The organism is Streptococcus oralis, from assembly GCF_026782375.1.
GTDB classification, from domain to species: domain Bacteria; phylum Bacillota; class Bacilli; order Lactobacillales; family Streptococcaceae; genus Streptococcus; species Streptococcus oralis_CL.
Window position 1 is genome coordinate 729,913 of record NZ_JAKUWJ010000001.1, and the last position, 21,099, is coordinate 751,011.

At 40.8% G+C, this 21,099-nt stretch carries 19 protein-coding genes and 1 other annotated feature; all 19 genes read right to left on the bottom strand.

Features of this window, described 5'->3' with window-relative positions:
- Positions 1 to 94: 94 nt before the first annotated feature.
- The 19 genes from MK409_RS03635 to MK409_RS03725 all read right to left on the bottom strand — a co-directional run bounded on the left by MK409_RS03635 (position 95) and on the right by MK409_RS03725 (position 21,000).
- Positions 95 to 2,641, bottom strand: a complete 2,547-nt coding sequence (locus tag MK409_RS03635) for a M1 family metallopeptidase (protein WP_268705364.1) — start codon at positions 2,639 to 2,641, stop codon at positions 95 to 97.
- Between the two features lie 120 nt (positions 2,642 to 2,761).
- The gene (locus MK409_RS03640) at positions 2,762 to 3,202 is read right to left on the bottom strand and encodes an ASCH domain-containing protein (RefSeq protein ID WP_268705365.1); all 441 of its coding nucleotides are present in this window, start codon (positions 3,200 to 3,202) and stop codon (positions 2,762 to 2,764) included.
- Positions 3,199 to 4,047, bottom strand: coding sequence for a putative PEP-binding protein (locus tag MK409_RS03645; RefSeq protein ID WP_268705366.1), 849 nt, complete (start codon positions 4,045 to 4,047; stop codon positions 3,199 to 3,201). The genes MK409_RS03640 and MK409_RS03645 overlap by 4 nt, the downstream gene beginning before the upstream one ends.
- Positions 4,025 to 4,525, bottom strand: coding sequence for an NUDIX hydrolase (locus MK409_RS03650; protein WP_268705367.1), 501 nt, complete (start codon positions 4,523 to 4,525; stop codon positions 4,025 to 4,027). Before MK409_RS03650 ends, MK409_RS03645 begins: the two co-directional genes overlap by 23 nt.
- A gap of 10 nt (positions 4,526 to 4,535) precedes the next feature.
- Entirely contained in the window at positions 4,536 to 5,234 is a 699-nt protein-coding gene (locus MK409_RS03655; protein ID WP_268705368.1) for a 3-oxoacyl-ACP reductase, read from the bottom strand.
- Positions 5,227 to 5,463, bottom strand: a complete 237-nt coding sequence (locus MK409_RS03660; RefSeq protein WP_033684947.1) for a DUF2829 domain-containing protein — start codon at positions 5,461 to 5,463, stop codon at positions 5,227 to 5,229. Before MK409_RS03660 ends, MK409_RS03655 begins: the two co-directional genes overlap by 8 nt.
- Positions 5,464 to 5,554: 91 nt before the next feature.
- Positions 5,555 to 6,598 (bottom strand): DNA/RNA non-specific endonuclease, encoded by a 1,044-nt coding sequence (locus MK409_RS03665; RefSeq protein WP_268705369.1) that lies wholly within the window; start codon positions 6,596 to 6,598, stop codon positions 5,555 to 5,557.
- 167 nt (positions 6,599 to 6,765) lie between these two features.
- Positions 6,766 to 9,018 carry a glucosaminidase domain-containing protein gene (locus tag MK409_RS03670; protein ID WP_268705370.1) on the bottom strand — a complete coding sequence of 751 codons (2,253 nt, stop codon included), beginning with the start codon at positions 9,016 to 9,018 and terminating at the stop codon, positions 6,766 to 6,768.
- Between the two features lie 110 nt (positions 9,019 to 9,128).
- Positions 9,129 to 10,115 carry a dihydroorotate dehydrogenase gene (locus MK409_RS03675; RefSeq protein WP_268705371.1) on the bottom strand — a complete coding sequence of 329 codons (987 nt, stop codon included), beginning with the start codon at positions 10,113 to 10,115 and terminating at the stop codon, positions 9,129 to 9,131.
- Entirely contained in the window at positions 10,078 to 10,878 is an 801-nt protein-coding gene (locus MK409_RS03680) for a dihydroorotate dehydrogenase electron transfer subunit (protein WP_268705372.1), read from the bottom strand. The genes MK409_RS03675 and MK409_RS03680 overlap by 38 nt, the downstream gene beginning before the upstream one ends.
- Positions 10,879 to 11,125: 247 nt before the next feature.
- The gene (locus MK409_RS03685) at positions 11,126 to 11,506 is read right to left on the bottom strand and encodes a VOC family protein (protein ID WP_000157141.1); all 381 of its coding nucleotides are present in this window, start codon (positions 11,504 to 11,506) and stop codon (positions 11,126 to 11,128) included.
- A 97-nt stretch (positions 11,507 to 11,603) separates the two neighbouring features.
- A complete protein-coding gene (locus MK409_RS03690) occupies positions 11,604 to 14,243 on the bottom strand; it encodes a J domain-containing protein (RefSeq protein ID WP_268705373.1) in 2,640 nt (879 codons plus the stop codon).
- Between the two features lie 13 nt (positions 14,244 to 14,256).
- On the bottom strand, positions 14,257 to 15,921 hold the full coding sequence (locus tag MK409_RS03695; RefSeq protein ID WP_268705374.1) for a molecular chaperone HscC: 1,665 nt from the start codon (positions 15,919 to 15,921) through the stop codon (positions 14,257 to 14,259).
- Between the two features lie 174 nt (positions 15,922 to 16,095).
- A complete protein-coding gene (rplT, locus tag MK409_RS03700) occupies positions 16,096 to 16,455 on the bottom strand; it encodes a 50S ribosomal protein L20 (RefSeq protein WP_000124834.1) in 360 nt (119 codons plus the stop codon).
- A gap of 51 nt (positions 16,456 to 16,506) precedes the next feature.
- Complete coding sequence (rpmI, locus tag MK409_RS03705; protein ID WP_001125942.1) at positions 16,507 to 16,707, bottom strand: 50S ribosomal protein L35; 201 nt, start codon at positions 16,705 to 16,707, stop codon at positions 16,507 to 16,509.
- Positions 16,708 to 16,739: 32 nt separating this feature from the next.
- Positions 16,740 to 17,270 carry a translation initiation factor IF-3 gene (infC, locus tag MK409_RS03710; protein ID WP_000848184.1) on the bottom strand — a complete coding sequence of 177 codons (531 nt, stop codon included), beginning with the start codon at positions 17,268 to 17,270 and terminating at the stop codon, positions 16,740 to 16,742.
- 15 nt (positions 17,271 to 17,285) lie between these two features.
- Positions 17,286 to 17,417, bottom strand: a sequence feature (ribosomal protein L20 leader region).
- A 72-nt stretch (positions 17,418 to 17,489) separates the two neighbouring features.
- Positions 17,490 to 19,730 (bottom strand): DNA internalization-related competence protein ComEC/Rec2, encoded by a 2,241-nt coding sequence (locus tag MK409_RS03715; RefSeq protein ID WP_268705375.1) that lies wholly within the window; start codon positions 19,728 to 19,730, stop codon positions 17,490 to 17,492.
- Positions 19,714 to 20,364, bottom strand: a complete 651-nt coding sequence (locus MK409_RS03720) for a helix-hairpin-helix domain-containing protein (protein WP_268705376.1) — start codon at positions 20,362 to 20,364, stop codon at positions 19,714 to 19,716. The genes MK409_RS03715 and MK409_RS03720 overlap by 17 nt, the downstream gene beginning before the upstream one ends.
- Positions 20,365 to 20,430: 66 nt before the next feature.
- Complete coding sequence (locus MK409_RS03725; RefSeq protein WP_065371723.1) at positions 20,431 to 21,000, bottom strand: GNAT family N-acetyltransferase; 570 nt, start codon at positions 20,998 to 21,000, stop codon at positions 20,431 to 20,433.
- Between the last annotated feature and the right edge of the window lie 99 nt (positions 21,001 to 21,099).

The following is a 21,099-nucleotide window of genomic DNA, read 5'->3' on the forward strand; positions in this document are numbered from 1 at the left end:
TTATGATTATTATACCAAAATTGCCTTAAAAAAAACTCAACTCTCTCTTGTTTTTAGAGAGAAAGTTGAGTTTTTTATTTACATTTCGAATGAATTAAGCTTTAGCATATTGGGCTACAACAGCTTCTACTGCTGCTTTCTCACGTTTAATCAAGTCAACACGCGCTGCGATATCCTTGATCCCCATGCGAATGTTGCGGCTAAGCGCAAGGTCAGAGAGTTGTGGTTCAAAGAAGGCCTTGTACTCTGCCAAGCGTTGCTCTGTTTTAAAGATATGCGATGGGAAGATGACAAAGCTATCAAAGCTCATATCTCCACCAAGGGCTGCCTTGATCCAGTCCCAATTTTCACGCGCCCATACCCAAACAGTTTCTTGGGTAGCTTGGTGTCCGAGGAATTGGAGGTACCATGAAGAAAGGTCTTGTGGTTTCACCACAAATTTGTCCTTCCATGAACGAATCAAGGTTTGGATATTGTCAGCATCTGTACTGTAGGCTAGAGCAGCTGCCAACTGGCGTTTGAAGACCGCATCCGTCGCATGAGTGTAGAGGTCCAGATAAGTTGCGACCAAGTCCTTGGTCTCATAGTGTTTCATTTCATTGATAAGAACTTGTGCACGGATGGCTGCTGGAAGTCCTGCAAGGTTCTCCTTGTGAGCTGCAAAGATTTGGCTAGCGACTTGACTAGCTTCTGCATCATTGGAGCGAATCATCATAGAAATGGTCAACTGACGAACCAATTCATCCTCATCTGATTCTCCGTCTTTGGCTTCAAAGCCAAGACGGTCATAGTTGTGGCGAGCTAATTTAGCAACCAGTGATTTGAAGGCTGTTTCAACATCTGTTCCTTCATCGATAAAGCGCTCAAGGGCAGAAATCACTTGAGAAACAGCTGAAACAACAAGGTAAGACTCTTCCTTAGCAAGTTTATCAAGGACTGGGAGCAAGTCAGCATAAGAAATGTGCCCTGCTTCAGCAAGCAGACGGCGTTCTTGAACGGTTTGCAGTTTGCTTGTATTATCAAGTGTCTCTAACTCAGAAAGAACAGCTTCTAACAAATCTCCTTGATAGTCTGTAATGTAGTGGGCAGTATTTTCAGTATTGAGGCGAAGTGCTCCTTTGTTTTCAGCAAGAAGAGCGGCGTAGCCAGGGATTTCGATACTTTCAGTTTCGAGTGTATCTGGCAAACCTTTCCAGTTGCTGTTGAGTGGCACCACCCAGAGACGGTTCTTGTCTTCGTGCTCACCGATGAAGAATTGTTTTTGTGAAATCTTCAAGACATCATTTTCAACTTTGACAGTGAGAACTGGGTAACCAGGTTGTTCCAACCAAGAATCCATGAAGGCTGCAACATCACGACCTGATGCTTGTCCAAGTGCATTCCAAAGGTCACGACCGATGGTATTGCTGTACTGGTGTTTTTCAAAGTAGGCATGCAAGCCTTTAGCGAAATCCGCATCACCTAGCCAACGACGAAGCATGTGCATGAGACGGCTTCCTTTGGCATAGACGATAGCTCCGTCAAAGAGGGTATTGATTTCGTCTGGGTGTTTAACCTCGACATGGACAGACTGAACGCCATCAGTCGCATCACGTTTAAGTGCTCCCGGCACACCACCTGTTTGGAAATCTTCAAAGATATTCCAGCTTGGCTCAATGGCATCCACACAGACATATTCCATCATGTTAGCGAAGCTTTCATTAAGCCAAAGATCATCCCACCATTTCATAGTCACGAGGTTACCAAACCATTGGTGGGCAAGCTCGTGGGCGATAACAAGGGCAACTTGCTGACGGCTAGCGAAGGTTGAGTTCTCATCCACAACCAAGTAAACTTCACGATAAGTCACTAGACCCCAGTTTTCCATGGCACCTGCTGAGAAGTCAGGAAGGGCGATATGGAGAGATTGAGGGATTGGGTATTTAACTCCGTAGTAATCTTCGTAAAACTCAATCGAACGAACAGCGATATCCAATGAGAAATCAAGGTTAGATAATGGGTGAGCTTTGGTTGAATAGACACCTACGAGGGTACCATTCTTGGTTTTAGCGGTTACCCCTTGCAAATCACCAGCTACAAAGGCCAACAAGTAAGATGACATACGAGGTGTTGTCTCAAACTTCCAGATACCCGTTTCCTTGCGGTTTTCAACGTCAATCTCAGGCATGTTTGACAAGGCAATTTCGCCTGCTGCTTGGTCAAAACGAAGAGCGAGATCAAAGGTTGCTTTGGCTTCTGGCTCATCTACACACGGAAAGGCTTCACGCGCAAAATGGCTCTCGAACTGAGTAGACAAGACTTCCTTCTTGACACCATCCACTGTGTAGTAAGAAGGATAAATCCCTGTCATGTTGTCTGTGATTTTTCCTGAAAATGCGATAACCAATTCAACTTGACCTGGCTCAGCCAGCTCGATATGCAGTGCTTCATTTTCATGATCAACTGTAAATGGGCGAGCTTGACCCACAACTTCTACAGAAGTGATTTCCAAGTCTTTTTGGTGAAGGGAAATACGGTCACTTTGTGCTTGACCAGTAATAGTCACCTTCCCAGAAAAGGTCTTGGTCTCACGACTCAAGTCTAAAAATAAATCATAGTGTTCAGGAACAAATTGGGTAATAAAATGTTCAACTGCTTGCATAGTTTTCTCCTATTCTAAGTTTAAGAGTTTTACTCTTCTTCAAACAAACTTATTATATCATGTTTTGCTTAAGAAAAAAGGATTGGACGGTGATTTCCAAAACTTTCTTCCTTCTGCAGTCTAGAGTGGGTAGACTTTGCGAAATTCTTCTAAAACAACCTTGCTGTCAGGAGTAAAAGTCAGTCCGGTTTCCCTCATCCACTCGGTGAAAAAATCCTCATGAACCTGACGCCAATAGGCTAAAGATTTATCCCCCTCCCCTTCCTTGTAGGCATGGTCAGCAGAAACTTGATGAAAAGGCTGAACGGAGACCTTTGTAATTTCGACAATACAGACAGCCTGATTTTGACTGTCTAAAATGACATCGAAGGTCCCTTCTTGTGGAAGAGGTTCGTCTTCTAGTGCGTAGAGGTCATAGGCCGAGGCAGTTGCTGTCTTTTCGCCTCTTAGAACCAAGTCAGCTAAGAGATCTGCCTCTACTCCAAAAGCCCAGGCATCTATCTCATCTCCAATCGAGGGGTTAATTTGTTTATATGCATTCCACATTTCTTGAGGTGTCATGGCTTTCTCCTTTGTAATTTTTTACTTACTTCTTTTACACGTTTGAGGTGGTCTGGATGGTCAATCTCTAAATTAAAAATCTCTGGAATAGAACTGTAGTGGATAATACACTTGATACCCGTCTGATTCATTTTTTGTATGAAAGAAGCATTCAGATAGCCTGCTACAGCAAAGTCAATCTTTTTCATCCTTGCTTTATCCTGCATATCTCTCAGCATATCTAACATTATTGGACTTTCCATATCATGCCATTGACTATTTCTCACAGTCGCAAAAACAAAAGAAGTCAAATCATTCATTCCAACTACAATCTTTGAAATACCAGTTTCCAGTATCCTGTCCAAGTCAAAATAAGCTGACGGTAATTCAATCATTGTGCCGACTTTTCCAGTAAAACCATGCTCACGCAATACTCTAATAGCTTGCTTTAACTGCTCAGAATTATTGACAAAAGGAAAAATAACAGACAAATTGGGATTTGTTTGATAAACTTCTGTAACGACATGTGCCTCAGCCTGAAATTCATCAGGACACGCCAGCAAACGCCTAGTTCCTCTATATCCAAACAAGGGATGATTTTCATCAAAATGCTCTTTAGTTCCCTCTAAACAATTAGCTTCTGTATTTGTTAACTCTGAAAAACGATACCAAACCTCTTCATCTGAGTACAAGGAGCAAATGGTGTCTAGATAATCTTTTACAAATTGCTGACAACGTGCTAATAGGATGTTCTGATTAAGCTCTCTCAACAAATATTCCCCACGAATCATACCAACATGATGCAATAATTGAGGGTAAACTTTTTCAACAATTTGTTCGCCACTAAGAGCAAGTTGGTTTCTCATCTCTCACCTTCCAATTCATATACAAGGTCTTGTCCAGCTCTGGAAATCCTAATAATTCAGACATGACCTTCAAGACTAATGGTGATGCATTTTCTTCTGTGATTTTTTGAATATCCATCCAAATATAACCAAGTGAATCATTCCCACCATCAGGCACAGCTTCCGAAATCGTAACTTGAGGTACAATCTCATTCATTTCAACATCATACAAGGCCATGATATGGTGAACCATAAAATTTTTTAACTCTTCCCTGACGAAAACATCGTAGATTCGAGGATTAGAGTAGCTTCTAACAGTATATCCCGTCTCTTCCATAACTTCTCTAATCAGCGTTTCCGTCAATCCTTCCCCAAGTTGCTGACTACCACCGGGTAAATCATAACGATGTTGATAAGGGCCCCTCGTTTTTTCAATGCAGAGTAACTTCCCATTTTCAAAGCAAACAGCATAGACTCCAAAGTGTTTTTTGATTTCCATCCAACTCCTCCTACTTCAAAGACCAGCCACCATCAATGGTCAGGATTTGTCCTTGCATGGCGCTCGCTTTTCCACTTGCTAAGAAAAGGCTAATCTCTGCTACTTCCTCTGGCTCAATCCAGCGTTTGATGGGTGTTTCACTAGCCACCCAGTCAGCCAACCCACCTGGCTCAAAGTCGGCAGCGGTCATAGCTGTCTTAACAGCTCCTGGAGCGATACCAAAGACCTGAATTCCAGCTTCAGCATAGTCTAGGGCCAACTGCTTGGTAAATCCTGCCAAGGCATGCTTAGAGGAAGTATAGGCATGACCACCTCCGCCAGCTAGACTTGAGGCAATCGAACACATATTGATAATGATTCCTTTTTTATTTTCCAACATTTGTGTCAAATAATAGCGAGTCAACTCAACAGGAGTCACATAGTTGATTTCAAAAATCTCTTGAATTTCCTGGGCAGACTGTTCCAAAAGTGATTTGAAATCATCCAAAACTCCAGCAGTATTGCACAAGACATCCACCTGAGGACACCAGTCAAAAATTGGCTCCAAGTCCAAGGTCAAATCTCTCTGTAAAAAGTGGAAATCACCCTGTAAGAGTGGATTTTCACCTTGGTCAACTCCATAAACTTGATAGCCATTCTCTAAAAAGAGTCGTGCTTGAGCTAGACCAATCCCTGAACTTACTCCCGTAATCAATACTCGTCTAGTCATACACTTCTACCCAATCCGTCGCCAAAACATCACAAGGTGTCGGGCTCCACATGGAAAAACCTTCCCCTTCTCCTGACACGTTGATGAGGAAATAAGGCGTCACTTCAAGTGCAACCCCGTTTTGCTCGATAGTGTCAAAGAGTTGGACATAGTTTTCAGCCCCTCCCCAACCAGTTCGTACATATTTTTTCTTAGCTTTTAATCCAGGCAGGATTTCTTCAAAAGTCATGATATTCTCCTTTAATTCTACATTCTTCATTTAATTATAACAAAAAACCGTTTTCCAACGGCTTTTTGACTGTGTATCTGCTAAATTCTCACTACCACTGCAATCCGGCTTCTCTAATTTCTTTCTTAGAAGCGAATTTACCATTTGGTCTGTGCCATCTTCCGTTTCTATCTCTAAAGTAACCACCTGAATTTGTTGATTGCGAGTTTGATTCCTGGCTTTCTTCTTGTTCTTGTGCGGCTTGACGAGCTTTTTCCTGTTCTTCTTCTTTTGCTTTCTTTTCAGTTACTTCTTTTTCTTCAGCCTCTTTCTTGGCTTTTTCCTCAGCTTCCTTCTTAGCCTTTTCTTCAGCTTCTTTTTTAGCTTTTTCTTCTTTGTTTTCAACTGTATTTTTAGCCGTACCATCCAAATAATTGATTTCCGCATTAGCTGAAACATTGTCTAAAATAACATGTGTCACTGAATACTGATCAACCTTTTCTTTACTACCACCCAATTTGATTTCCAAGAGTTTGCCGTTTTCATCTATTCCCACATACTGCAATTCAATTTGTCTCGGAATCAATTCATCTTTCTGATAGATTGGGGTCACCTTGTAATCAAGATAGTAGTTTGGGTGATTGGCCAACCAAGAGTCCAATCGATTTTCATAATAAAGCATACTTTCTTGATTAGTATTATCTGTACCATAATAAGTTCCAGCATTGAGCCAGTTAGTCATAGGGACCAAGTTTTTCTTTTCATCATTCAATCCACTAAATTGGTACCCAATCAAATGGCCTCGATTCATTAACCAAGCCTTTTTAGAACCATCTCCATAGTAAAAATTATAGTTATGCCAACCAACTGGGTTATAACTTATCTTAGGCTCTCTCTTCTCAGTTGGCTCATCGCTGTCCTTAAGTTGAATATGAGCACCCGTTGCGCGTGATTTAGAATCCAATTCCCCAAGTTCTAGTTGTTTCTCATTTTTAAAAGGCAAGAGTCCAGCTTCTTTAAACAACTTCTCATCAAACTTGAGTTGCTTCTGTTCAATTTTTTCTTCTGGGACCTTTGATTCCGCCTTATGTCCAGAACAAGCAACTAGTGTTGTGATTGAAAGTAAGGCAATTGAGAAGGATAGTAGCTTTTTCATAAAATTCTCCTATTTATATAGTAATTAGATTAATATCTCCTATTACATTTTACTATCATTTTGTTAATTGTTCAAGAATAAAGAGACTGTTATTATACTATTTCTCCTCCAATGTTCAAAACAAAAACGATAACCACTTCTCAGTAGTTACCGTTGATTTCTTTTGATTAGTCTTTCCCACCAAGTTTGCTGTTGATGGTCATCATGATGCTGGCTATCTTCTCACCCCAGTACGGATCGGAAGCATAGCGAACATTCATTCCTGTTGCCTTGTTTCCAAGGTGGTCTCTACCATAGTCAATGTAATTTTCACGAATCCACTTGGCCGCTCCAAGAATTCCTTTGTCCACATTATCAAAGCTCTTGGCTGAGAGATATGGGCTAGTATCATAAGCAGCAATACCAAAGAAGTTGTTCTTATCTCTGGCAATTTGACTACGTCCCCACGCACTTTCAAGAGCGCTATGTGCCATCAAGTAAAGGGCATTGACACCGTAGCGTTCCTCAGCTTCTTTGAAAGTCGCTCCTTTACCTGCTAGAGGACTATCCTGCAAGTTCATCATCGAATACAGTTTATCCAATTCAGCTGCACTATAATTACTTGGTTCTCTTAAGTTTTTATAGAGGAAAGGATTTTTAATGGTAAAGCCATCAAAGTGCTCTCCATCAGTTGAGTAGTACTTCTTACCAATAACCATAGCAGAGGTGTGTGGAGCTACTTTGATACTCGTATATGGAGAGAGTTCATGGTAGAGGAATTTCCCATCACTAGTATAATGAGGGATAAACTCGCTACCTTCATCTACTGCTGTCAAATCACTTTGATTCATATAGCCAGACAAGCCAGAAATCGAAACTGCAAGTCGGCCGCCTTTTCGCGTCGAGCTATCCAGTGAAACAATGCTTCCTTGGTTAATGTAACTCAAGATTTCTCCAGATGCACTATAGACATAGGCAGTGATTGGTTTAACTTTGTAATATTTGGTTTTATCCGCAACATGCCATCTACCAGAAGCATCCAAGGTATGACCATCCACAGTTTCATTTTTTGCCATATAACCGCCTGATTTAAGGTAGTACCATGATTGGTCGGATGAATCGTAGATTAATTCTTTCTCAGCCATCTTTCCATTTGACTTGAGGTAGAACCAGTTATTCTTGTACCATACCCACTCACTCGCAGCCATATAACCACCAGATTTGAGATAGTAGTAACCATTATCCCAGAGCCATTCTTTATTGGCATAATTTCCATCAGAGTTGATATAGAACCATGAGTTATAATTCTTATCAAAGAGCCATCCTTTACCAGCTTTTGATCCACTACTTGTCACATAATTACGGTCAATCCAAGTTTCCGTAGAGAGGTAGCCACCAGATTTGAAATGGTAATCCTTTCCTTTGATGGTTTGCCAACCTTTTTCAGCATAGGTTCCGTCAGCTTTCAAGTAAAACCAAGAGTTATAATTCTTGTCAAAGAGCCATTCCGATTTCAATTTAGCTCCACTCTTCGCAACATAGAAACGATCTATCCAGCGCTCGGTAGAAAGATAGCCGCCTGATTTGAAATGGTAATCTTTTTCTTTAATCGTTTCCCAGCCTTTTTCGGCATAGGTTCCGTCAGCTTTCAAGTAAAACCAAGCATCATAATTCTTATCAAAGAGCCATTCCGATTTCAATTTAGCTCCACTCTTCGCAACATAGAAGCGATCAATCCAACGTTCAGTAGAAAGATAACCGCCTGATTTAAAATGGTAGTCCTTCCCATCTATAGTTAACCACCTATTTTCAGCATAGGTACCATCTTGTTGAAGGTAGAACCAACTGCTATAGTTGTCATCATAAATCCAGGCTTGTTTAACCTTATTACCATTTTCTGATATATAGCTTTTACCAAGCCAAGCATTTTTCAGCATTTTACCTTGTGAATTGATGTAGTACTGGTTCTCACCTTGAGTGATCCACTCATCTTTGGCCATTTTCCCGTCTTCTTTAAGGTAATATTTTTCTTGACCTTGTTGAATCCATTCTTTTTGAGCTTTCTGACCATCAGACTTTAGATAATACCAGGATTCTTTTTCCTGATTAAATACCCACTGTTCCTTTGCTTTAGCACCACTTTCAGTCACATAGTACTGGCCAACCCACGTTTTCGTAGCTAATTTTCCAGCTTCGTTAAAATAGTAATCTTTACCACCAACTGTCAACCAGCCATTTTCTGCACGTTGACCATTATCTTTAAGATAAAACCAGTTCTGATGCGTTTGGTCAAAAAGCCATTGCTTGGTTGCTGGTTTCCCGTCTGCTTTGAGGTAGGTCTTTCCTTGCCAAGTCCCCTCTTCTGCTTTTGCTGTCTCCACTACAGTAAAAAAACACCCCAATAAGCTAGCACTTACTAGGGCCACTTTCCATCGTTTCATTTAAATGCTCCAATAACGTTTTCTAAACCCTATTGTAACATAGTTAATCGACGGAAATATTACAAATTGATGAAGATTCTATTTCTTGTTGACGATAAGGAAAGACTAGCTTATCTCAGACTGGCTTTGACTTCCTTGCGTAATTCTTCCAAACTGCTAATGCCATACTTATCCATGACTTTTGGTAGATGTTCGATGATATCAGGACAAGCGTAAGGATTGGTAAAGTTGGCTGTTCCAACTCCGATGGCAGATGCACCAGCTAGATACATTTCTATCGCTGCTTCAGCCGAATCCACTCCTCCCATTCCAATAATGGGAAGGTCGGTTGTTTGGGCGACTTGGCGGATGAGTTTGAGGGCTACTGGAAAGACTGCTGGTCCAGACATTCCACCTGTTCCATTGGCTAGGATTGGTTTTCTGGTTTTAAGGTCAAAGCGCATACCAACAAGGGTATTGATCATGGTTAGGCCACTTGCCCCTGCATCTTCTGCGGCTTTGGCGATGGTGACAACATCCGTTACACTAGGGGTTAATTTAACATAAACTGGCACATCAGAGGCTTCCACAGCTGCCTTTACCACTTCATAAGCCAAGTCAGGATCTTGCCCAATCAAAAGTCCATGATTGCCGTGATCCACATTAGGACAAGAGATATTGAGCTCGATAGCTTTTACATTTGCAGCCTTGGAAATTCCTCGAGAAACGGCAGCGTACTCTTGTTTTGAAAAGCCTGCAACATTTGCGATGATAGGAAGCGTAGGATACTCTCTTTCCAGCCAAGGCAATTTCTCAGCTAAAACAGCTTCTAAACCCGGATTTTGCAAACCGATTGCATTGAGCATACCAGCAGGTGTCTCAGCTACTCTGGGAGTTGGATTGCCAAAACGGGGTTCAAGTGTCGTCGCCTTGATCATAATGGAGCCTAAAAGATCTAAATCATAGTACTTGGCATACTCTTGACCAAAACCAAAACAGCCTGATGCTGGAATGATGGGATTTTTCAAATCCAAGCCTGGTAGAGAAACTTGTAAACGTTTGTTAGTCATAACCCTCTCCTTATAATACAACTGTTCCTGTGCGGAAAACAGGACCATCTTCACAGACGCGTTGACTGACAGTCTCACTATCTGGCACTTTTAGAACGCAGGCATAGCAGGCCCCCATCCCGCAAGCCATACGAGATTCCAGAGATAGGTAGGCTCTTGGGTGGTCATAAAACCTTTGATTAATGTACTTCATCATTCCTGGAGCTCCACATGAGTAAACCGCATCAAATTGACTGTCTAAGTCATTGATGACGACTGACACATTTCCCTTAATGCCATAAGAACCATCATCTGTCGTAACAAAAACCTGACCATATTGGGCCAATTCCTTTTCGAGTATGACAGCATCTTTATTAGCAAAACCGAGGACTGTCACTACTTTCACCCCACCCGCATGCAATTCCTTAGCCACCTCGAGCAAGGGTGGAACACCAATCCCACCACCAACGAGGAGAACTTGGCTCTGGTCATCTAAATCAGACAAGTCAAAACCATTTCCCTGAGGCCCCATCACATCAAGAGTATCTCCCTGACGTAAGGTTGAAAAAATAGATGTCCCAGCACCTTCAATCCGATAAATGAGGTGGCACTGCTTGTTTGCCTTGTCAATAGACGAAATTGAAATAGGGCGACGCAAGAGATGGGAATCATCAGGCACGCGCAGATGGAGAAATTGGCCTGCTCGCATAGTTTCAACCATTTCCCCTTCTAGGACTAATTCAAAAATTGCTGGAGCGATTTCCTCCTGTGCAACCACTTTCATGGTTTCCAAACGAATCGCACCCATACGCTTCTTACATGTGGGATTCATGATCTTCCTCCTTAAATTTTAAGGGGACCAGATAAAGAAAAGACCTTGCTATTGCAAGGTCTCAGTCGAGATAGGATAGAACTCATGCGCACGCTTAAAAAGTCTCCACAGAGAGTCCCCTTATCCCTTTTATCTGACACCTTGTGAGTCTCTCTGGACTCCCCTTAAAGGTTAAACTTGTATTAGTATACTCTTTCAAAGTAAAAAAGTCAAGTAGAAAACGAACATTCTACTTGACTGTACTGGATTATTTTTCACGAATCACTTCGACCTTGTAACCATCAGGATCCTTGACAAAGTAATAGTTTGGTGGGTTTCCAGGTAGGCCTTTTGGCTCTGTAACCTCATAGCCTTTCGCGCTATGTTCTTGATGAAGTGCCTCAAGGTCAGGTGTACTGAGGGCGATATGGGCAAAGCCGTCTCCTACCACATAAGGGCCGTGGTCATAGTTATAGGTCAATTCCAACTCGTAGTCATCACCATCAAGTCCTAGATAGACAATCGTGAAGGCATAATCTGGGAAATCCTTACGACGCAACTCTTTAAAACCAAAAGCATCTTGATAGAATGCGATTGATTTTTCAAGATTTTCTACTCGCAAGCAAGTGTGTAGCATTTTTGAAGCCATTTTCATTACCTCTTTCATTTGAATAGTTCCATTATACCTTTATTCAGAAAAATTTACTAGGAACTTGAACTAGAGTCCTCTTCTCTGCGCTATCATTCTATGCAGAATTTTTCCGATTTTCCTTGCGTATATTGCCAATAAGGAAAAGCATGATAAGGACAAAGAGTCCCTCGAGGAAGTAGAAAGCAAATTCGCTATTCAAGATTAACAGGTCTTTTTCAAAATAAACTTTGCTAAAATCAGGTATAGGTGCAAATAGAATCCGGAACAGTCTTCTTAGGAAAATAAAGATCTGCAATCCATAAATCATAAAGACCTTCTTCACACCAATCATGAAGCCTTGTTCCTTTGTAAAATAAGACAAGGCAATTCCATTTAACAAGAGGATAACCGTCAAGGCCAGAGTCTCATTTCTTAAGATATTTGGGTTAAAGATCTCTAAACGACTGTGAACGAAAGGCAATAATTGAAAGAGTAGGATCCCCAAGATTGCTGGAAGGAGAATTTTTTTCAGAGATGGTGGAAATCCAGGACTAAATCGTGTAAAAGACAAACAAATCACAAGGATTACAAAAATATGGAAGTACATCATTGCAACTCCGGAAATGATCTGGCTTCGATTTACCAAAGCGGATAAGAAGCCAGCAGAAAGAAAGATACCGATAGGAATCAGCTTATCCAAAGAATAATCCCACTTCAGCCCTTGACTCACCTGGAAGCCATCGATAAGACAGAAAAATGTAATGAAAATAAGGGCACCAATGAGACCAAACGGTAAGAATGGAAGGACGAGGAGCAATAACAAGATGAATAGGAACCATGGATGGGGACTATGGTAGAATTTTCGTTTTGATCCCCTAGCTGTCACTCCTTCCTCAATCGGTGTTTGCCTTAATTTTAGCATATAGACGTAAAAGAGAGAAAACATACCAGCATGAACCCAAGAATTATAAATAGGTTGCTCTAGAACACTGAGTATCAAACTCACAATCGTAAATAGGCTAAAGATAAACTGAAGGAACTTATTTTTTAAGACCTGTCTTTTTTTCCAATCCGAATAAGATAATTTGACCTTTGGATGACAAAGTTCATAGGCATAGGCTGTCATCTCTTCTAGTTTCTGGTCTGTCTCTTCCGTCATCATTTGGCTAGCCATTTTAGAGGTCGGAAAAGGAGTTAAAACATATCTCAATAGCTCCCCGTCTGTAAACCGATGGTACTCCTTATAGATCTGTTGAAGCAAAACCGTTAGAATGCGTGGTCTTCCTTTAAAGTAGCTTTTCCACTTCTCCCAATTATTGATATCTTCATCACTCTTGGTGAGCTTATCAATATAGAGATAACCTTCATTGTACCAGTAGTCAAAATTTTCTTTTTTATCTAGTGCGTACTCCTCTAACACTGAAGGATAAGATTGGACACTCTTCCAGAAATGAAGTTTTTTCAGATATGGACTTGCTTCCTCATCACTGTAACGCTCTACAAATTGAAGAACGAGAGCTAACACTTTCGCATTGGTTAAAGGATAGACGTCCACTTTTTCTAACAAATAAAGTAGGAGAGTATGATCTTTGACTGTTTCAAAAAGATATTGCCAATCACGTAAAAGTTTGTATTCGTCTTGATAGCGAGCATGGAGCAGTTCATAAAAGGCCGCCTCAACTTCATCTGGATTATCTAGAGCGTAGTGACTAAAGTCAACGTTTTCTCCCAGCTCCTCTTTTACTTGCTCTAAGTAATGAACCAAGTCATCCAAGAGTGGATAATCCTCTTCAAATATGACTTGTCGGTTTTTTTCAAGGATATAGGTTAAAACAGGAACGCTTTTGATTATTTGACGATTCTGATTTACTTGATCCAAGACCATAAAGGCCAAATAGGGGTGCTTGAAAAACTCTATCCAAGAACTTAATTGATTTGCTTTGTTAGAATCTTGAAGAATTTCTTGGCAAAGTTGATAGGAATAAGAGAATTGTTCAGTGGCTTCTTGTGCGCTTTCAAGTGAACTTCCTTCCTCTTCTGCTATATCTCTTTTAACTTGCCAGTACTTGAGTTTATAGTAATATCCCCAGTATCGAAAGTCAGGTACATAGTCTTCCAGCAAAGGAATGACGATAGAAAATTGCTCCGATTTGTTGAAAATATAAACATCCATTTCCTCTAAAACGGATTGAACAATGTCCATATCATACTGATACTGACTAAAGAACTGACGCCATAGATGTTCTTGCTCTTCTGGGCTGTAATCATCATTTTTAACAATACTTTCAACCGCATTTCGAATTAAATAGGCTGCTTCATTATAACTACTAAAGTCAAGGGTGGACTTTGGCTCATCCTCTTCTGCTTTAAAAGTTTCAAAATTAAAGGAATCGCTGGTTTTATCAGTTGATTGCTGATAATCACTGAAATCAAGGCTAGATGTTTCAGACTCTTCGTTCTCAGTCTTTGTTTCTTCAGTCAAGTTTTCAAAGTTGAAACTAGAGTTAGACTTTCCATTTGCCTCTTCTTCAAGTTCAGTAGCCTCTTGGGAGTCACTCGCTTTTCTTAGACTATTTTCTAGTCTCGTTTTTCTAGACCTCGCATAAGTCAAGGCCTCTTGGTATGCTTCAACAATTTCTTGGTAAATTTCTGGTTGGTCTTCTGGGTGATAGAGGCGGACCAGTTCAGCATAACGCCTTCTAATAAGCTTGACGTCAGTTGTTGGCTCTATCCCCAAAGTTTCCCATATATTCATATCGTCTCCTCTTCTACAGTCCTCGCTCTAAGAACTCTAGGTAGTTTGAAAATGATTGATAGAGTTTAGGTAGATGGTACATAGAAGCTTTGTTCACTTCTTCTTCAAATTGTCTAGTTGATGCCATCAGTTCTTCCCTTCTGCTTCCTAAAAGCATACTGTAAAGACGATTTGCTTTCTCCATCAAGAAGCGGTAAACCTCTGTTTCTTGAGCATTGATCTTATAGCGAGACAATTCTGCTTGCTTAACCTTGATTTCCTTTTCTGTCAGGGTAATGCTATCTTGGAGAATAACATGACTAAAGACTTCCTGTGTGGAATCAATTTTCACTTCGACATCCAAAATTCCATTTAAATCATAGGTGAAACGAACTGTTAAACTTTCTTTTTCGCGAGTATTCACAGGTACGGGAACTTCTAATTCACCTAAGAAGAGGTTTTGTGAAGCCTTCATCATCTCACCTTGATAAACCTTTATCTTGACTTGGCTCTGTCCCAATTCAGCAGTATAATACTGCTCAATGCGTGAAGCAGGTAGGGTGGAATTTCGCTCAATAATCGGAGAAAAGCGGTCGCCAACTATCTCTATCCCCAGTGTAAAAGGACAAATATCAGACAGTAATAAATCTCGTATCTCACCTTGACGTTCTTTTATTCCTGCTAAAAGGGCACAACCTCTCGCAATCATCCGATCAGGATCATCCGATACCTGAACCATTTGATTGATACAGTAGGATAAAAAGTCCTGAACCAAGCGGAGTTTCGAAGTCCCCCCAACAAGAACAAAGTTATCTGATGATACATAGCTATAGCGTGCATCCATCAAGGCACGATCCAAAACGGCCTTAACACGGGCTAGCAGAGGTTGACAAAGCTCATAAAAGCGTTGGTAGCTCAAGTCTAAAGTGTATTCCTGTTCTTGGTCCAGAACCGTCATCTTCACTTCTTCTTTATCATTGAGTTCTAGTTTTGTCTTTTCAGCCTGTACCAGAATTTTGCTATAAAATTCTCGGGAAATCGTATCCTTGGTTAATTGATTGGAAACTAAAAATTCCTCAGCAATAGCCGCAGTAAAGTCTTCTCCTCCCAAACGATTGTCCCCTGCGATCGACACGATTTCGACAATGTTATCAAAAAGCTCTACAACTGAAATATCAAGAGTCCCACCGCCAAAATCGACCACAATAAAAGATTGATCTTCTTGGTTTACCATAGATCTTTTAGCAAGAGCCGCTGCAGAGGGTTCATTGATAATCCGATCAATCTGAACGCCTGCAAATTTCCCTGCTAGTTTGGTCGCATAGCGTTGAGCATCGTTGAAATAGGCTGGTACACTGACAATCACTTCCTCGACCTTTTCTCCAAGATAGGTCTCTGCATCATCTACCAACTTTCGAATGATAAAGGAGCTTAATTCTTCAGCCTTATATGCTCGATTTCCTAGCGTCAACTCATGTTTGGTCCCCATAAAACGCTTAAACTGTGAAACCGTCTTATTTGGGTGTGTCACCAAGCGTTCCTTGGCAATTTTTCCAACTATAATCTCATCATTGTCATCCAAAGCCACAACAGAAGGCGTCAAATACTCACCAAAAGCATTGGGAATCAACTTAACCTGACCATCTTGATAAACCCCTACTAAAGAATTAGTCGTTCCTAAATCAATACCAACTATCATCTTCTTCTAACTCCAAATCTTTTTAGATATTCCTATTATACAAGAAATATCCTATTTTCTTTGAAAAAATCTGTGATTTGCTCTCTAAAATAGAAAATCATTTAAAGAAAACAAAAAAGTTTCACCTTACTCCTGCGATAAAAACCACAAGAGTAAGAATGAAACAGTTTGTCATTATTTACCAAGTTTTGCTTTCGCTGCATCTGCAAGAGCTGTGAAAGCTGCTGCATCGTTAACAGCCAAGTCAGCAAGCATTTTACGGTTTACTTCGATCTCAGCCAATTTCAAACCATGCATCAATTGTGAGTATGAAAGTCCGTTCATACGGGCTGCAGCGTTGATACGAGTGATCCACAATTTGCGGAAGTCACGTTTTTTCTGACGACGGTCACGGTATGCATAGTAGTAAGAGTTCATTACTTGTTCTTTTGCAGTACGGAACAAGATGTGTTTAGCTCCATAGTAACCTTTTGCTAATTTAAGAATACGTTTACGACGTTTGCGTGATACAACGCCACCTTTAACACGTGCCATGTTTTATTTCCTCCAAATATTTCCTAGAATTGTTTACTTACTGTTAGGCTATTATTTCAAGCGAGTAAGCATTGCTTTGATACGTTTGAAATCTCCTGAATGCACCATAGATGCTTTACGAAGATGACGACGTTGTTTCTTAGTTTTTCCGTGGAAACGGTGAGAAGTGTAAGCACGGAAACGTTTAAGTCCACCAGAACCTGTACGTTTGAAACGTTTAGCTGATGCGCGGTGTGTTTTTTGTTTTGGCATGATTTTTTCTCCTTTATTTAACTTTCTGACAATTATTTTTTGTCAGTTGCTGGCGCCAACTGCATGAACATTTGGCGTCCATCCATCTTAGCTCGTTGTTCGATGATCGCAATATCTTGTGTTGCTTCAGCAAACTCGGCTAAAACTTTTGCACCAATCTCTTTATGGGTGATCATACGCCCTTTAAAGCGAATGGATACCTTAACTTTATTTCCTTTTTCAAGGAACTTGCGTGCATTGCGAAGTTTTGTGTCAAAGTCACCCTTGTCAATAGTTGGACTCAGACGAACTTCTTTCACAGTAACAACACTTTGTTTTTTACGTTGTTCTTTTTGCTTTTTCTGGTACTCAAATTTGAACTTACCGTAGTCCATAATTTTAGCAACAGGCGGTTTTGCTTGGGGTTGAATCAATACTAAGTCAACATTTGCACTATCAGCCAATGCTTGCGCTTCGCTGAGTGGCTTGATGCCTAGCTGTTCTCCCTCAAGACCGATCAAGCGAACTTCACGTACACGAATTTCATCATTGATGAATAAGTCTTGCTTTGCTATGGTTTTCACCTCTTTTTTATTATTAGAGAAAAACAAGAGCGGGCTCGTAATGATACAAGCCCGCACGTTATGATAGCGTTTCTTAGAAACTTTTCATCCGTAGGGCCAGGCAACTTGATGTCACAAGGCGAGAAGCTCTCACTTCTGCTTTTCTCAACTTTTATATGATACCAAGTTTTCTATTCCTTGTCAAGATAAAAAGTCAATTTTTCGAAAAGTTTGTCTATTTTATCGAACCGTTTCAATTCGCCAACTATTCCATCCTTTAAAGCGAATGGCTCCTTGCTGATCGGTTCGGTAAATCTTACTCTTGATGACTTCCAGTCGGGTCAAAGTTTCCTGATGGGGGAGTTTGGCACGATTGTTCTTTCCAACTGAAATGAGAGTGATCTCTGGTTTGAGTTTTTCTAGAAAAACTGGATTTGAGGACGTTTTAGAACCATGTTGGCCTGCTTTCAAGACATCCACCTCTAAGTTAGGGTATTGCTTTAGAAAATCCTTCTCTCCCTTCTCCTTCAAGTTTCCAGTGAAGAGAAAGTGCTTATCCAAAAGTTTCCCATAAAAAACCAAGGAATCATCGGGATTAGCTTCTCCATTTTCCCTTGTAGATAACACTTCTAACTGACTTCCAAAAATGGATATCTTGTCCCCAACTGTCACACTCCGAACCTTGGTTTGGCTTGCTTCTAGTTCTACCACAAATTCCTTCTGTGTCAAACTTCCTTTTGATACTAAAATCTCCCCGACATGGAAAGCCTTGGTCACCTCCAGCAAATCTCCAACATGCTCCTTCTCTGTGTTAGTCAAAATCAGCTGGTCAATCTTGTCTACTCCGCGACTTTTTAGATAGGGAATCAAGGTTCGCTGGGCATTGCTGGTCGTCGCCTTTTCTTGCCAGGCCTCGATTTTCTTACTAGCTTCTACCTTACCACCAACATCTATGAGAATGGTTTTACCAGTCACATCCCGTAGGAAAATACTCTCCCCTTGCCCTACATCCAGCATGGTGATTTCATTTTCCAGTGGATACTTAGTCAAGCAAAAGAGACCTGCAATCAATAAGCTCAATACTGTTAGCTTTTTAATGTTTTTCCTCAAATCATAGACTAAAGCCAAGGAAATTAACAGTAGCATCAACAGCCACGCGTTGGGTTGACCAAAGACAAGAGGCCTGCTTGCCAGCTGCGATATCAAGCGAATGATGTTCTCCAACCACTCAAAGACAAAGTTAAACTGAGTGACTGGGTAAACAAAAGACAGAATAAATAAGATGGACAAAAGCGGCAAGAAGACCACATCAAACAGAAAGGAAAATACCAAGGTCAAAAGGATAGACCAAGGCTGAAATTCTGCAAAATAAAAGGATAGAATGGGCAATATTCCCAAGGAAATGACCAGACTTTCTCTGGCAACAGCCTTGAGCCCCTCGCCTTCTTTGCTTGTCATGGTCAAGATAAAAGCATAAGCGCAAGACAAGACCCCTCCAGCTGTCAAGAAAAAGTTGGGCATAATGATAAAAAGGACAAGGACCGTCAAGGCAAAATTATCCAAGCCCTTAACACCATGTTGGGCCAGTAACTTTTGCAAGAGACTGCGAATGACAGATGCTGAAAATCCTGTCAGACCTGCATAGATAAGGGAAAAAGGATAGGTCAGCCACTTCAACTTTTCTTGAGTCAAGCCTAATCGCAAGAGGAGTTTCTTAAATCCATCCATGAAGAATCCTACCTGCATACCAGATAAGGCAAAGAGGTGGATAATACCAAGACTAGAATAAAGTTCATTCATCTCTTCAAAGTCGGTATCCAGATGTCCAAAAAGAAGCCCTGTCATATAGTTGCGCATAGGGTCGGGAAAATGGCTCTTAATCCAAACAATAGCCTTTCGACGTAAACTGGATAGGCTTTCACCTATATCCCAACTGCTAACCTGTTTAAGTGACTGGATGCTCTTGATAGTCAGTGTCTGGTAAATCCCCTGAGTCTTCAGATAGGTCTGGTAGTCAAATCCACCAAAATTCCTCTGGCCTTCTGGCTCGGACAGTTTTCCTTCTAGTTCTATCTCATAAAGATCTGTCAAGGCTTGAAATTGCTCTTTCTCCTCCTCAGACTGGAGTTTATAGTAAACTTGGAAGGTACGGCCGTCAGCCTTGCCCCGAAAGGACAGACTTTCTCCATTGACTTTGATGGTATCTGGTAAAATCCGTACCCTCTCAACAGAATCCACTAGGTTTTGACTAGCTTGTGTCTGTTGCCAAGTTTGAAACAAAAACCAAAAACCAAAAACTCCACAAATCGCTAGAACTTTACTAGCCGATTTCCAAGAAAATTGGAAAAAGAGACAGACAAGCAAAAAAACAAAACCTAGCAGTGAGAGATAGGACGCTCCTAAAATGGCATAGTAAAGCCAGAGTAACAGAAAACTCAGATAGATTAGGGGGATAGGGAAATTCTTAATCCACTGTAACATAGTCTTTTAGCTTTTCTATGGTCTTAGCGCCAATACCAGAGACCTTCTTTAATTCATCTACCGACTTGAATTTGCCATTTGCCTCACGATGGTCGATAATATCCTGGGCTCGTTTTCCTCCCAAGCCTTTGACCTGCTTGAGTTCTTCCAGACTAGCTTTATTGAGGTTAATCTTCTTTTCTTTACTTGTCGAAGGAGTCGTTCCAGAGGCAGCCTGCTGACTAGCTGCTTCTTCTCCCTTAGTTGGAACATAGACAAGAGCCTCGTCACTGATTTTCTGAGCGAGATTGAGCGACTTGCTATCTGCCTCCTCTGTCAATCCACCAGCTTTCTGAACGGCATCATGAACACGACTCCCTACTGGTAAATCATAAATTCCTGGCGATTTAACAGCACCTTTGACATCTACTGTGATTAGATCTTGTTCAGCAGACTCATCCTTTTCTTCCTTCTTGATTTCCTTTTCAGATGATGAATCCTTTGAAACAGCTGCAACTTCAGCCTGCAAGTTTGTTTCTGTGACGGGTTTTTGTGTAGATGGTTTTAGCAAGAAAAATCCGCCCAAGGCCAAACCCAAACCAGCACAGATGACAATGATTTTATACTCTTTGATTTTCTCGATAATTGCTTCCATATTTTCTCCTCTCTTAAGTTATTCGTAAGAGGAAGAAAAAAACAGCTGAAAAATCTTTTCAACTGCTTATTTATTTGCAAAATAGTCTTCCTTAGTCAAGACATAATGAACTCTTGTGACGATTCTACCTGGTTCTTTATTATCCATTCTGGCATAGGGTTCTTCGTGGGAAAAACGCATGCCTGATTTCTCCATGACCTTGCCAGATGCAGGATTTTCCTTATCGTGAAGAGAGGTCAACTTATTCATTCCAATCTTCTCAAAAGCCAGTTCAATCACGGCTCGATTGGCTTCTGTTGTCAATCCTTGATTCCAATACTTTTTATTGATAATGTAACCAATAGCTGCCTTCTTAAGAACAGTATCAATCTTGTGCAAATCAATGGTACCGATAAACTGACCATTGCTTTTTAGTTCGATTCCCCAACGGCCCAAGGGACTAGCCAAGTAAAACTGAGCGATGTTGTTCTTGGTTTCTTCTAAACTTTGATTTTTTGGAAAAGTGTAGCGTGTATTTTCTCTGTCTGAGGCATACTCAAACATAGCTTCTGCATCGTCCAAGGTTACAGGTCGGAGCAATAAACGCTCCATTTCTATAGATGGATACTGGGCAAATTTCACAAATATTGATTCCATACTTTTCCCTCCATTAGAGCTTGATTCTCACTAGTCTAGCATAAATAAATTTGGATGACAAGTTTTTCTTGATTTTTGAAGCGGTTTCATATACAATAA

Excerpts from the sequence above, each read along its gene's own strand:
- MK409_RS03635 (WP_268705364.1), bottom strand. The coding sequence starts at position 2,641 with ATGCAAGCAGTTGAACATTTTATTACCCAATTTGTTCCTGAACACTAT.
- MK409_RS03640 (WP_268705365.1), bottom strand. The coding sequence starts at position 3,202 with ATGACACCTCAAGAAATGTGGAATGCATATAAACAAATTAACCCCTCG.
- MK409_RS03645 (WP_268705366.1), bottom strand. The coding sequence starts at position 4,047 with ATGAGAAACCAACTTGCTCTTAGTGGCGAACAAATTGTTGAAAAAGTT.
- MK409_RS03650 (WP_268705367.1), bottom strand. The coding sequence starts at position 4,525 with ATGGAAATCAAAAAACACTTTGGAGTCTATGCTGTTTGCTTTGAAAAT.
- MK409_RS03655 (WP_268705368.1), bottom strand. The coding sequence starts at position 5,234 with ATGACTAGACGAGTATTGATTACGGGAGTAAGTTCAGGGATTGGTCTA.
- MK409_RS03660 (WP_033684947.1), bottom strand. The coding sequence starts at position 5,463 with ATGACTTTTGAAGAAATCCTGCCTGGATTAAAAGCTAAGAAAAAATAT.
- MK409_RS03665 (WP_268705369.1), bottom strand. The coding sequence starts at position 6,598 with ATGAAAAAGCTACTATCCTTCTCAATTGCCTTACTTTCAATCACAACA.
- MK409_RS03670 (WP_268705370.1), bottom strand. The coding sequence starts at position 9,018 with ATGAAACGATGGAAAGTGGCCCTAGTAAGTGCTAGCTTATTGGGGTGT.
- MK409_RS03675 (WP_268705371.1), bottom strand. The coding sequence starts at position 10,115 with ATGGTCCTGTTTTCCGCACAGGAACAGTTGTATTATAAGGAGAGGGTT.
- MK409_RS03680 (WP_268705372.1), bottom strand. The coding sequence starts at position 10,878 with ATGAATCCCACATGTAAGAAGCGTATGGGTGCGATTCGTTTGGAAACC.
- MK409_RS03685 (WP_000157141.1), bottom strand. The coding sequence starts at position 11,506 with ATGGCTTCAAAAATGCTACACACTTGCTTGCGAGTAGAAAATCTTGAA.
- MK409_RS03690 (WP_268705373.1), bottom strand. The coding sequence starts at position 14,243 with ATGAATATATGGGAAACTTTGGGGATAGAGCCAACAACTGACGTCAAG.
- MK409_RS03695 (WP_268705374.1), bottom strand. The coding sequence starts at position 15,921 with ATGATAGTTGGTATTGATTTAGGAACGACTAATTCTTTAGTAGGGGTT.
- rplT (WP_000124834.1), bottom strand. The coding sequence starts at position 16,455 with ATGGCACGTGTTAAAGGTGGCGTTGTATCACGCAAACGTCGTAAACGT.
- rpmI (WP_001125942.1), bottom strand. The coding sequence starts at position 16,707 with ATGCCAAAACAAAAAACACACCGCGCATCAGCTAAACGTTTCAAACGT.
- MK409_RS03715 (WP_268705375.1), bottom strand. The coding sequence starts at position 19,730 with ATGTTACAGTGGATTAAGAATTTCCCTATCCCCCTAATCTATCTGAGT.
- MK409_RS03720 (WP_268705376.1), bottom strand. The coding sequence starts at position 20,364 with ATGGAAGCAATTATCGAGAAAATCAAAGAGTATAAAATCATTGTCATC.
- MK409_RS03725 (WP_065371723.1), bottom strand. The coding sequence starts at position 21,000 with ATGGAATCAATATTTGTGAAATTTGCCCAGTATCCATCTATAGAAATG.